This is a genomic window from Streptomyces sp. NPDC060194, from assembly GCF_042728285.1.
In the GTDB taxonomy this organism is placed as follows: domain Bacteria; phylum Actinomycetota; class Actinomycetes; order Streptomycetales; family Streptomycetaceae; genus Streptomyces.
The window spans coordinates 1-12113 of sequence record NZ_JBHWZH010000164.1; the positions used below are offsets into that span (position 1 = coordinate 1).

Annotated in this window: 8 protein-coding genes; 6 read left to right on the plus strand and 2 right to left on the minus strand. The window is 73.1% G+C overall.

The window, feature by feature from the left end:
- Positions 1–44: 44 nt before the first annotated feature.
- Positions 45–1529 carry a cytosine permease gene (locus tag ACFWEG_RS25435; protein ID WP_387219431.1) on the minus strand — a complete coding sequence of 495 codons (1485 nt, stop codon included), beginning with the start codon at positions 1527–1529 and terminating at the stop codon, positions 45–47.
- A gap of 142 nt (positions 1530–1671) precedes the next feature.
- Here ACFWEG_RS25435 and ftsY point away from each other — a divergent pair, with 142 nt between their 5' ends.
- Positions 1672–2898 (plus strand): signal recognition particle-docking protein FtsY, encoded by a 1227-nt coding sequence (gene ftsY, locus ACFWEG_RS25440; protein ID WP_387219433.1) that lies wholly within the window; start codon positions 1672–1674, stop codon positions 2896–2898.
- Between the two features lie 103 nt (positions 2899–3001).
- Here ftsY and ACFWEG_RS25445 read toward each other — a convergent pair whose 3' ends face one another.
- Positions 3002–3685: a bifunctional DNA primase/polymerase gene (locus ACFWEG_RS25445; RefSeq protein WP_387219436.1), complete on the minus strand. Its 684-nt coding sequence runs from the start codon at positions 3683–3685 to the stop codon at positions 3002–3004.
- 378 nt (positions 3686–4063) lie between these two features.
- Here ACFWEG_RS25445 and ACFWEG_RS25450 point away from each other — a divergent pair, with 378 nt between their 5' ends.
- The 5 genes from ACFWEG_RS25450 to ffh all read left to right on the plus strand — a co-directional run bounded on the left by ACFWEG_RS25450 (position 4064) and on the right by ffh (position 11862).
- A complete protein-coding gene (locus ACFWEG_RS25450) occupies positions 4064–5536 on the plus strand; it encodes a hypothetical protein (protein WP_387219445.1) in 1473 nt (490 codons plus the stop codon).
- A 395-nt stretch (positions 5537–5931) separates the two neighbouring features.
- Positions 5932–7290: an ammonium transporter gene (locus tag ACFWEG_RS25455; RefSeq protein WP_387219438.1), complete on the plus strand. Its 1359-nt coding sequence runs from the start codon at positions 5932–5934 to the stop codon at positions 7288–7290.
- Entirely contained in the window at positions 7287–7625 is a 339-nt protein-coding gene (locus tag ACFWEG_RS25460; protein WP_387219440.1) for a P-II family nitrogen regulator, read from the plus strand. Before ACFWEG_RS25455 ends, ACFWEG_RS25460 begins: the two co-directional genes overlap by 4 nt.
- A 43-nt stretch (positions 7626–7668) precedes the next feature.
- Positions 7669–10128 (plus strand): [protein-PII] uridylyltransferase, encoded by a 2460-nt coding sequence (locus tag ACFWEG_RS25465; RefSeq protein WP_387219447.1) that lies wholly within the window; start codon positions 7669–7671, stop codon positions 10126–10128.
- A 159-nt stretch (positions 10129–10287) separates the two neighbouring features.
- The gene (gene ffh, locus ACFWEG_RS25470; protein WP_387219443.1) at positions 10288–11862 is read left to right on the plus strand and encodes a signal recognition particle protein; all 1575 of its coding nucleotides are present in this window, start codon (positions 10288–10290) and stop codon (positions 11860–11862) included.
- The last annotated feature ends 251 nt before the right edge of the window (positions 11863–12113 follow it).

Consider the following 12113-nt stretch of genomic DNA (forward strand, 5'->3'; position numbering starts at 1 on the left):
CGCTCGCCGTGTCGGGGCCGGACCCTTGTTCGCGTCGGGACGCCTCAGACGCCCGCGGGCTCGCGCGCGGGGCGCGGGGCGGTGGCCTCGACGGCGTCGACGGGCTTCGGCGCGACGACCGGGGGCTTCGGCAGGACCAGGTACAGCAGGCCGGAGACGACGATCGTGACGACCCAGCCGAGACCGTACTCGCCGACGAAGTTGCCCTCGGCGAGCGGGCCGGTGAACCAGTCGCCGGCGGTGAACAGCAGGCCCGCGACCAGGCCGGCCGCCCAGGAGACGCAGGCGGCGGGCGCGAAGCCGCCGCGGTACCAGTAGGCGCTGGTGCGCGTGGTGTCGAGCAGCGCCTCGCCGTCGTACTCCGTGCGGCGCAGCATGTCCGCGCCGAAGACGCCGACCCACGCGGAGAACGCGACCGCGAGCAGCGACAGGAAGGCGATGAACGAGCCGAGGAAGCTCGTCGCCGCCAGCATCAGGACCGCGCCGAGGACCAGGGAGATCACGGCGTTCACCGAGACCGCCCAGTGGCGCGGCAGGGTGAAGCCGAGCGTCTGCGCGGTGAAGCCGGCGGAGTACATCGACATCGCGTTGATCAGCAGCATCCCGACCAGCGCGACCAGCAGGTAGGGCACCGCGATCCACAGCGGCAGGATCTCGCCCAGGAACGAGACCGGGTCCTGCGCGGAGGCCAGGTCCGGGGCGGAGACCGCCATGACCGCGCCCATCAGGACCATCGGCAGCACCACGATGCCCGCGCCGCCGACCGAGTTCGCCACCATCGCCCTCGCCGGGGTGTCCCGCGGCAGGTACCGGGCGAAGTCGGGGGCCGAGGGGATCCAGCTGACCCCGCCCGCGGCGATCATGCCGACGCCCGCGACCATCAGCGCGGTGCTCCCGGCCGGCTTGCCGAGGACGGCGCTCCAGTCGGTGTGCACGACCAGGTAGACCAGGACCAGCACGGAGAACGCGCCGAACAGGTAGGTCGCGTACCTGTTGCACTTCTGGACGACGCCGATGCCCATGCCCGAGATCGCGAAGGTGGCGACGACGAACACCAGCAGCGTCGCGACGACCAGGAACGTGCTGCTCTCCACCCCGAAGACGATGTCCAGCACGGTGAGCATCGCGTACGCGCCGGTCACCGCGTTGATCGTCTCCCAGCCCCAGCGGGCCACCCAGATCAGCGAGCCCGGCAGCAGGTTGCCGCGCTGCCCGAAGACGGCGCGGGAGAGCGCCATGCCGGGGGCCCCGCCGCGCTTGCCGGCGACGCCGATCAGACCGACCAGGCCGTAGCTGACGACCGGCGCCGCCACCGCGACCACCGCCGCCTGCCACAGGTTGAGGCCGAACGAGACTGCCAGGCTCGCCCCCATGGTGAGCAGCAGGACGCTGATGTTCGCCGCCACCCAGGTGGGGAACAGCTCGCGGACGCGCCCGGTGCGCTCGCTGTCGGGGACGGGTTCGAGGCCGCGCGTCTCCAGGGAGCGCTCGCTCCCGGCGGCCCGCGCCCGCTCGTCGGTGGTGGTCATCTGCAGGAACCGCTCTCTACGCGCGTAATCGGGACGAAATCATCGTACGTTGATCCAACCGGTGCCCCCCAGGGCCGTTCGGCCTTGGTGGGAAAGCACCATCACGTTGCCCGGGGGACCCATGACCGATACTGAACGGGTTATGGAAATCGTCATCCTCGTAGTAGCCATCGCCCTGGTCGCCGTCGGCGCGATCAGCGGGCTCGTGGTGGGCAGCCGCAAGAAGAAGCGCAAGCTGCCGCCCCTGACCCCGCCCTCCGCGCCGACCATCACGAAGCCCCCGGCCGAGCCGCACGTCGGCGACGAGGCCGAGACACCGTCCGACGAACCGCGCCGCACGATCGACGAGGTCGACCTGCCGTCGGCCGAGGAGGCCGCGCAGGCCCCCGCCGCGGTCGAGGACCCGGTCGTCGCCGAACCGCCCACCCCCGAGCTGGAGGTCCCCGAACCCACCGCGGGCCGTCTGGTGCGGCTGCGCACCCGGCTCGCCCGCTCGCAGAACTCCCTCGGCAAGGGCCTGCTGACCCTGCTCTCCCGGGACAACCTCGACGACGACACCTGGGACGAGATCGAGGAGACGCTGCTCACCGCCGACGTCGGCGTCGCCCCCACCCAGGAGCTCGTCGACCGGCTCCGCGAGCGCGTCCGGGTGCTCGGCACCCGCACCCCCGCCGAGCTGCGCACCCTGCTCCGCGAGGAGCTGGTCACCCTGGTCGGCCCCGACCTGGACCGCGAGGTCAGCACGGCGGGGTCGGAGAGCACCCCGGGCGTCGTCATGGTCGTCGGCGTCAACGGCACCGGCAAGACCACCACCACCGGCAAGCTCGCCCGCGTCCTCGTCGCCGACGGCAAGACCGTCGTCCTCGGCGCCGCGGACACCTTCCGCGCGGCCGCCGCCGACCAGCTCCAGACCTGGGGCGAGCGGGTGGGCGCGCGCACCGTCCGCGGCCCCGAGGGCGGCGACCCCGCCTCGATCGCCTACGACGCGGTCAAGGAGGGCATCGCCGAGGACGCGGACGTCGTCCTCATCGACACCGCCGGCCGGCTGCACACCAAGACCGGGCTCATGGACGAGCTCGGCAAGGTCAAGCGGGTCGTCGAGAAGCACGGCCCGCTCGACGAGGTGCTCCTCGTCCTCGACGCCACGACCGGGCAGAACGGCCTGGTCCAGGCCCGGGTCTTCGCCGAGGTCGTCAACATCACCGGCATCGTGCTGACCAAGCTCGACGGCACCGCCAAGGGCGGCATCGTCATCGCCGTCCAGCGCGAGCTGGGCGTCCCGGTCAAACTGATCGGTCTCGGGGAGGGCGCGGACGACCTCGCCCCGTTCGAGCCGGGAGCGTTCGTCGACGCCCTGATCGGCGACTGACGGCGGTAGTCGAACGAGCGGCCGCCGACGGCCCCGTGTCCCCTCCGTGCACGCGGAGGGACGCGGGGCCGTCGGCGTACGGCAGGGAGGTGCGGGCCGGCGTTCAGGCCGCCGAGCGGTGGCTGACGTAGGCCAGTGTGCCGAGCAGCAGCCGGGCGGGCGGGGGAGCGGAGGCCCCGTCGAGGGTGGGTGCGCGCAGCCAGTCCACCGGGCCCAGGCCGCCCAGGTCCGACGGCGGGGCGGTGACGTGGCTGCCGGGCGGCGGACAGCGCAGGTCGAGCCCCGCGTCGTCCCAGCCCATCCGGTAGAGCAGGCCGGGGAGCGCGGCGGCGGCCCCCGGGGCGACGAAGAACTGGGCCCGGCCGGTCGGCGTGACGGTCACCGGGCCGAGCGGCACGCCCATCCGCTCCAGCCGGACGACCGCGCGGCGGCCGGCCTGCTCGGAGACGTCGAGGACGTCGAAGGCGCGGCCCACCGGGAGCAGCACGGCCGCGCCCGGCGTCCGCGCCCAGGCCGCGGCGGCCTCGTCCAGGGTGGCGCCGGCCGGCAGGTCGGGCACGAAGCCGAGGGGGTGCGCCCCGGGCGCCGGGCAGCGGGCGTCGCCGCAGGAGCAGACGCCGTCGAGCGCCCGCGCCCCCGGCGTCACGTCCCATCCCCACAGCCCCGTGTACTCCGCGACGGCGGGGACGGGGGCCGCCGCCGTGGTCGGACCGTCCGCGCCGCGGACGCGGCGGCGCACGCCGGACCGAAGGTCGCGCTTCTCCCGGATGCCGATCGTGAAACCCATGCCCCCTCCAACGGGTCCGCCGTGGCTGCGGTTACGAAACGGAGTGCTGCGGTAACCCTCCGTACGGTGGCGCCGGCCGCGCCACCGGTGCGGTGGAGCGAGGGCGTGCGCCGGGTGGTGCGAACCGTCTTGCGCGCCCCGCTCTGCACCGCTTCACTCAACCCCAGGTCGTACGACGTCCAGTCAACCGCGTTCGGCTGTACGGGAGTTCACCCGCAGGGGTGGCGAATGGTGGCGTTTCCGCAATCGGCCTCGCGCGACAGGTGATCGTAGGATTACTTTCGGTGCACGGGCCTTCCAGGCGGCGGCCCGCGACTATGCCGAAGGCAAGCGGGATTCCGGCGGGACACGACGGGTCTGCGAATGGGGGCGTTCCAGGTGGGCGGCAGCGGCGGAAGTGGCACGAACGCTGAGAAGCGCCCGAACGAGCAGCTGAGCTCCTGGTTCGTCCGGAGCGGCTGGTCCAAGGGAGAGTTGGCGCGCCAGGTCAACCGGCGGGCGCGGGAGATGGGCGCGCACCACATCAGCACCGACACCTCCCGGGTGCGGCGCTGGCTCGACGGCGAGCAGCCGCGCGAGCCGATCCCGCGCATCATGTCCGAGCTGTTCTCCGAGCGGTTCGGCTGCGTCGTCGCCATCGAGGACCTCGGCCTGCGCACCGCGCACCAGCCGCCGTCCATGTCGGGGGTCGACCTGCCCTGGGCGGGCCCGCAGACCGTCTCGATGATCAGCGACTTCTCCCGCAGCGACCTGATGCTGGCCCGCCGCGGCTTCCTCGGCAGTGCGCTCACGCTCGCCGCCGGCCCGTCCCTCATCGAGCCCATGCAGCGCTGGCTGGTGCCCTCCCCGGCCGCCGCGGCCCCCCTGTCGCCCGGCTCCGGCAACCGGATGACCCGCCTCTCCGGCCCCGAGCTCGACCTGCTCGAGTCCACCACCGTGATGTTCCGCCAGTGGGACGCCCAGTGCGGCGGCGGGCTGCGCCGCAAGGCCGTCGTCGGCCAGCTCCACGAGGTCACCGACCTGCTTCAGGAGCCCCAACCGGCCGAGACCATGCGGCGGTTGTACAAGGTCGCCGCCGAACTCGCCGAGCTGGCCGGCTGGATGAGCTACGACATCGGCCTCCAGCCCACCGCCCAGAAGTACTTCGTGCTGGCCCTGCACGCCGCCAAGGAGGCCGGTGAGAAGGAGCTCGGCTCCTACATCCTGTCCTCCATGAGCCGGCAGATGATCCACCTCGGCCGCCCCGACGACGCGCTGGAGCTCATCCACCTCGCCCAGTACGGCAGCCGGGACGTCGCCGGCTCCCGCACCACCTCCATGCTGTATGCGATGGAGGCGCGCGCCTACGCCAACATGGGCCAGCCGAGCCGGACCAAGCGGGCCGTGCGGATGGCCGAGGACACCTTCGCCGACGTGGCCCTGGAGACCGAGCCCGAGCCGGACTGGATCCGCTTCTTCTCCGAGGCCGAGCTCCACGGCGAGAACTCGCACTCCTACCGCGACCTGGCCTACGTGGCCGGCCGCAGCCCGATGTACGCCTCCATGGCCGAGCCGCTGATGGAGCGGGCGGTGGAGCTGTTCGCCGACGACTCCGTCCACCAGCGGTCCTACGCGCTCAACCTGATCGGGCTCGCCACCGTCCACATGCTCCAGAAGGAGCCGGAGCGGGGCTCCGCCCGGGCCGAGGAGGCGCTGGTGGTGGCGCGGAAGGTGCGCTCCGAGCGGGTCAACACCCGGCTGCGCAAGACCGTCGACATCGCCGCCCGCACCTACGGCGACGTCGCCGAGGTCGTCCGCCTCACCGAACAGCTCGCCACGCACCTGCCCGAGACGGCCGCCGAAGCCGTCTGACCCGTTCCCACCTGCCGTTCCCCCCGCTCCACAGGTCCCGGCCCCACCGACCACCGGCCGCGGCGAACGTCCCGGACTGCCCGACTCGGCTCCCTCACGCCAGGTCACCCCGGACGCGCGCCGCGGCCGGTTCCCGTCGTGTCGCTGGCCGATCCGCGGCGGTTGACGTGATCCCCTCGTTCACCCCGGCGTAACACACCCGCACGCTTCGTCACTGCGGCGAAACAACGCCGGGCGCTGGTCGAAACCGCGCTGGGCCAGTCTCTGGCGCATACCCGGCCCCACCCTTTCCGGGGAGCCGCTCGGACCGCCCGCCCTGTCGGCCGGTCCCCAGGGGGCCCCGCGAACCGGGAGACGAAAGCCCGCACCGGCCGCTTTGACCTAGGGAGACGCCGATGCCCCCAGGCATCACGACACTTGCCGCGGACGCGCCCACGCTGTCCGCCGCCAACACCGGCTTCATGCTCATCTGCACTGCCCTGGTGATGCTCATGACACCGGGTCTGGCCTTCTTCTACGGAGGCATGGTCCGGGTCAAGTCCACCCTGAACATGCTGATGATGAGCTTCATCAGCCTCGGGATCGTCACGATCCTGTGGGTGCTCTACGGCTTCAGCATCGCGTTCGGCACCGACACCGGCTCGCTCTTCGGCTGGGACTCGGACTACGCCGGCTTCAGTGGCATCGGCCTCACGGAGCTGTGGGACGGCTACACCATCCCCGTCTACGTGTTCGCGGCCTTCCAGCTGATGTTCGCGATCCTCACCCCGGCCCTCATCAGCGGCGCCCTCGCCGACCGCGTGAAGTTCACCGCGTGGGCCCTGTTCATCGCGCTGTGGGTCTCGATCGTGTACTTCCCCGTCGCGCACTGGGTGTGGGGCGCGGGCGGCTGGGCCTTCGAGCTCGGCGTCATCGACTTCGCCGGCGGCACGGCCGTCCACATCAACGCCGGCGCCGCCGCGCTCGGTGTGATCCTGGTGATCGGCAAGCGGGTCGGCTTCAAGAAGGACCCGATGCGCCCGCACAGCCTCCCGCTGGTCATGCTCGGCGCGGGCCTGCTGTGGTTCGGCTGGTTCGGCTTCAACGCGGGCTCCTGGCTGGGCAACGACGACGGCGTCGGCGCGCTGATGTTCGTCAACACCCAGGTCGCCACCGCCGCCGCCGTCCTCGCCTGGCTCGCCTACGAGAAGATCCGGCACGGCGCGTTCACCACGCTCGGCGCCGCCTCCGGCGCGGTCGCCGGTCTCGTCGCCATCACCCCGGCCGGCGGCGCGGTCAGCCCGCTCGGCGCCATCGCGGTCGGCGCCATCGCCGGTGTCGCCTGCGCCATGGCGGTCGGCCTGAAGTACAAGCTGGGCTACGACGACTCCCTCGACGTGGTCGGCGTCCACCTCGTCGGCGGTGTCATCGGCTCCCTCCTGATCGGCTTCTTCGCCACCGGCGGCGGCCAGTCCGACGTGGCCGGCCTCTTCTACGGCGGCGGCCTCGACCAGCTCTGGAAGCAGATCGCCGGTGTCGCCGGGGTCCTCGCCTACTCGCTCGTCGCCTCCGCGGTCCTGGCGCTGCTCATCGACAAGACGATCGGCATGCGGGTCTCCGAGGACGTCGAGGTCGCGGGCATCGACACCGCCGAACACGCCGAGAGCGCGTACGACTTCAGCGGTGCGGGCGGCGGCTCCGCCCCCCGCCAGGTGACCACCCCCGCCGCGCCCGAGGGCACGGCGCCGGCGACGAACACGAAGGTTGACGCATGAAGCTGATCACCGCGGTCGTGAAGCCGCACCGCCTCGACGAGATCAAGGAGGCCCTCCAGGCCTTCGGCGTCCAGGGCCTGACCGTCACCGAGGCCAGCGGCTACGGACGGCAGCGCGGCCACACCGAGGTCTACCGTGGTGCCGAGTACACCGTGGACCTGGTGCCGAAGATCCGCATCGAGGTCCTGGTCGAGGACGACGACGCCGAGCAGCTGCTCGACGTCATCGTCAAGGCCGCCCGCACCGGCAAGATCGGTGACGGGAAGGTCTGGAGCATCCCGGTCGAGACGGCGGTGCGGGTCCGCACCGGCGAGCGCGGCCCGGACGCCCTGTAAACGACGAGCAGACGGGAACCGCTGGGTGACGAGTGTCGACGAGATGACCGGACAGCACGAATCGGGACCCAGCGGTTACGCGGCGGCCCGGCTGCGACTCCTCACGGACGAGTCGCGGTCCGGGCCGCCGCGCCGTTCCGCCCTCGCCCGGCTCACCGACGACTGGCTGAACTCCCTGTTCACCACCGCGGCCGCCGAGGCCGGCGTCGGCGGGGCCGCGCTCGTCGCCGTCGGCGGCTACGGCCGCAGCGAGCTCTCCCCCCGCAGCGACCTCGACCTGCTCCTCCTGCACGACGACCGGATCCCGGCGGCGGCGCTCTCCGCGCTCGCCGACCGGATCTGGTACCCGGTCTGGGACCTCGGCCTCGACCTCGACCACTCCGTCCGGACCCCGAACGAGGCCCGGAAGACGGCCGGCGACGACCTCAAGGTGCAGCTCGGCCTCCTCGACGCCCGCCACGTCGCCGGTGACGCCCAGTTGACCGCCGGACTCCGCAGCACCGTCCTCGCCGACTGGCGCAACCAGGCCGCCAAGAAGCTGCCGCTCCTGCGCGAGCTGTGCGAGGAGCGCGGCCGGCGCCAGGGCGAGCTGCAGTTCCTCCTCGAACCCGACCTCAAGGAGGCCCGCGGCGGGCTCCGCGACGCCACCGTCCTGCGCGCGGTGGCCGCCTCCTGGCTCGCCGACGCGCCCCGCGAGGGCCTCGCCGACGCCCGCCGCCGGCTCCTCGACGCCCGCGACGCCCTCCACCTGGTCACCGGGCGCGCCACCGACCGGCTCGCCCTCCAGGAGCAGGACCAGGTCGCCGACGCCCTCGGCCTCCTCGACGCCGACGTCCTGCTCCGCCACGTCTACGAGGCGGCCCGCACGGTCAGCTACGCCGCCGACGTCACCTGGCGCGAGGTCTCCCGGGTGCTGCGCGCCCGCTCCGCCCGGCCCCGGCTGCGCGCGATGCTCGGCGGCTCGAAGGCCGCCCCCGAGCGCTCGCCGCTCGCCGAGGGCGTCGTCGAGCAGGACGGCGAGGTGGTGCTCGCCCGCGGCGCCCGCCCCGACCGCGACCCCGTCCTCCCGCTGCGCGCCGCCGCGGCCGCCGCGCAGGCGGGGCTGCCGCTCAACCTGCACGCCGTCCGCCGGCTCGCCGCCGCCGGCCGCCCGCTGCCCGCGCCGTGGCCGGCCGAGGCGCGCGAGCAGCTCGTCACGCTGCTCGGCGCGGGGGAGTCGACCGTCGGCGTGTGGGAGGCACTGGAGGCCGAGGGGCTGATCACCCGGCTGCTGCCAGACTGGGAGCGGGTGCGCTGCCGGCCGCAGCGCAACGCCGTGCACACCTGGACCGTCGACCGGCACCTGGTCGAGACCGCCGTCCGCGCGGCCGCGCTCACCCGCCGGGTCAGCCGGCCCGACCTGCTGCTCATCGCCGCGCTGCTGCACGACATCGGCAAGGGCTGGCCCGGCGACCACTCGGTCGCCGGCGAGGTCATCGCCCGGGACGTGGCCGCCCGGATCGGCCTCGACCGCGCCGAGATCGACACCCTCGGCGTGCTCGTACGGCACCACCTGCTGCTGATCGACACCGCGACCCGCCGTGACCTGGAGGACCCGGCCACCGTCCGCTCCGTCGCCGACGCCGTGGGCTCCACCGGCACCCTGGAGCTCCTGCACGCGCTCACCGAGGCCGACGCCCTGGCCACCGGGCCCGCCGCGTGGAGCAGTTGGCGCGGCTCGCTCGTCACCGACCTGGTCAAGCGGGTCGCCGCGCTGCTCAGCGGCGAGGCCGCCGAGCAGGGCGAGGACCCGGCGCCCGACGCGGCGCAGGAGCGGCTCGCCATCGAGGCGTTCCGCACCCAGGGGCCGGTGCTCACCCTGCGCGCGCAGGCCGATGCACCGGCGGAGGCGTCCGCGGAGAACAGCGACGTCCCGCCGGGCGTCGAACCGCTCGGCGTCGAGCTGCTCATCGCCGTCCCCGAGCGGACCGGTGTGCTTCCCGCCGTCGCAGGCGTGCTCGCCCTGCACCGGCTGACCGTGCGCACCGCCGAGCTGCGCGCCGTGCACCTGCCGCCGGGCGTCACCGAGCCGGGCGGCTCGGTACTGCTGCTCAGCTGGCGGGTGGCGGCCGAGTACGGCTCCCTGCCGGAGGCCGCGCGGCTGCGGGCGGACCTCGTGCGGGCGCTGGACGGCACGCTCGACATCCCCGCCCGGCTCGCCGAGCGGGACGCCGCCTACCCGCGGCGGCGCGGGGTGAAGGCCCCGCCGCCGCGGGTGACCATCGCGCCGGCCGCCTCCCGGCACGCGACCGTCGTCGAGGTCCGCGCCCAGGACGCCCCCGGACTGCTGCACCGCATCGGCCACGCCCTGGAGGCTGCCGGCGTCCACGTCCGCAGCGCGCACGTCTCGACGCTCGGCTCGAACGCGGTCGACGCGTTCTACGTCACCGGCCCGGACGGCGCCCCGCTGCCGGCGGTGGACGCGGCGGCGGTCGCGAGTTCGTTGGAGACGACGCTGCGGTAGCCGTCGGGCGGGGCCGGGGCGGGAGGGACCGGCGCGGGTCCCTTCCGGCCGCCCGCCCCGGCCCCCGGCCGGTTCCGGCAGGGGAGGGTTCCGCGCTTGCCGGGCCGGATACCCTGGAGGGCGATTCACCAGCCCCCGACCCGAGGATCTGCGACCACCGTGTTCGATACTCTTTCCGATCGTCTCAGCGCGACGTTCAAGAACCTCCGGGGCAAAGGCCGGTTGTCCGAGGCGGACATCGACGCCACCGCACGCGAGATCCGTATCGCGCTGCTCGAGGCGGACGTGGCGCTGCCCGTCGTCCGGGCGTTCATCGCGAACATCAAGGAGCGGGCCCGCGGGGCCGAGGTCTCGCAGGCGCTGAATCCCGCGCAGCAGGTCGTCAAGATCGTCAACGAGGAGCTCGTCACGATCCTCGGCGGTGAGACCCGCCGCCTGCGGTTCGCCAAGACCGCCCCCACCGTGATCATGCTCGCGGGCCTCCAGGGCGCCGGCAAGACGACGCTCGCCGGGAAGCTCGGCAAGTGGCTGAAGGACCAGGGCCACTCGCCCCTCCTCGTCGCCTGCGACCTCCAGCGCCCGAACGCCGTCAACCAGCTGAGCGTCGTCGCCGAGCGCGCCGGTGTCGCCGTCTACGCACCCCAGCCGGGCAACGGCGTCGGCGACCCGGTGACGGTCGCCAAGGACTCCATCGAGTTCGCGAAGGCCAAGGTCCACGACATCGTCATCGTCGACACCGCCGGCCGCCTCGGCATCGACGAGGAGCTGATGCGCCAGGCCGCGGACATCCGCGACGCCGTCAGCCCCGACGAGATCCTCTTCGTCGTCGACGCGATGATCGGTCAGGACGCGGTCAACACCGCCGAGGCCTTCCGCGACGGCGTCGGCTTCGACGGCGTGGTGCTCTCCAAGCTCGACGGCGACGCCCGCGGCGGTGCCGCGCTGTCCATCGCGCACGTCACCGGCAAGCAGATCATGTTCGCGTCGAACGGCGAGAAGCTCGACGACTTCGACGCCTTCCACCCCGACCGGATGGCCTCCCGCATCCTCGACATGGGTGACCTGCTCACCCTGATCGAGCAGGCGGAGAAGACGTTCACCCAGGGCGAGGCCGAGAAGATGGCCGCCAAGCTGCAGAGCAGCAAGGGCGGCAAGGACTTCACCCTCGACGACTTCCTGGCCCAGATGGAGCAGGTCCGGAAGATGGGCTCCATCTCCAAGCTGCTCGGGATGCTGCCCGGCATGGGGCAGATCAAGGACCAGATCAACAACATCGACGAGAAGGACGTGGACCGCACCGCCGCGATCATCAAGTCGATGACCCCGGGCGAGCGCGCGGACGCCTCCATCATCAACGGCTCGCGCCGGGCGCGGATCGCCAAGGGTGCGGGTGTCGAGGTCAGCGCGGTCAAGACGCTGGTCGAGCGGTTCTTCGAGGCCCGCAAGATGATGTCCCGCATGGCGCAGGGCGGCGGCATGCCGGGGATGCCCGGGATCCCGGGCATGGGCGGCGGGCCCGGCCGGCAGAAGAAGCAGGTCAAGCAGGCCAAGGGCAAGCGCAAGAGCGGCAACCCGATGAAGCGCAAGGCCGAGGAGGAGGCCGCCGCGGCCCGCCGCGAGCAGGCCGCGCAGGGCGGCGGTGCGGCGAACCCGGCCGGGGCGTTCGGGCTGCCGGCGGGGCAGCCGGGCAAGGACTTCGAGCTGCCGGACGAGTTCAAGAAGTTCATGGGCTGACGCAGTACCCGCCTCGATCTGACGATCGGGAGCGGGGCGAGGAGGGGCGTACGTCTTCGGGCGTGCGCCCCTTTCGTGTGTGCGGGGCGGTGCGCGGGGGTCTCGCCGGGGGGGTGCCTCTATGTCTTTCGTCAAGGCATCCCTGTCGGGTTTGGGGTGGTTCGGGGTTGCTGGGGTTATGCGGCGAGCGGAGCGGTGACCGGCTCCACCGGCGGCAGTTCGGGCCAGACGAGCGCGGTGGAGCCCCAGGT

What these genes read in the sequence shown, in the direction of transcription:
- ACFWEG_RS25435 (WP_387219431.1), bottom strand. Translation starts at nt 1,529, where the DNA reads ATGACCACCACCGACGAGCGGGCGCGGGCCGCCGGGAGCGAGCGCTCC.
- ftsY (WP_387219433.1), top strand. Translation starts at nt 1,672, where the DNA reads ATGGAAATCGTCATCCTCGTAGTAGCCATCGCCCTGGTCGCCGTCGGC.
- ACFWEG_RS25445 (WP_387219436.1), bottom strand. Translation starts at nt 3,685, where the DNA reads ATGGGTTTCACGATCGGCATCCGGGAGAAGCGCGACCTTCGGTCCGGC.
- ACFWEG_RS25455 (WP_387219438.1), top strand. Translation starts at nt 5,932, where the DNA reads ATGCCCCCAGGCATCACGACACTTGCCGCGGACGCGCCCACGCTGTCC.
- ACFWEG_RS25460 (WP_387219440.1), top strand. Translation starts at nt 7,287, where the DNA reads ATGAAGCTGATCACCGCGGTCGTGAAGCCGCACCGCCTCGACGAGATC.
- ACFWEG_RS25465 (WP_387219447.1), top strand. Translation starts at nt 7,669, where the DNA reads ATGACCGGACAGCACGAATCGGGACCCAGCGGTTACGCGGCGGCCCGG.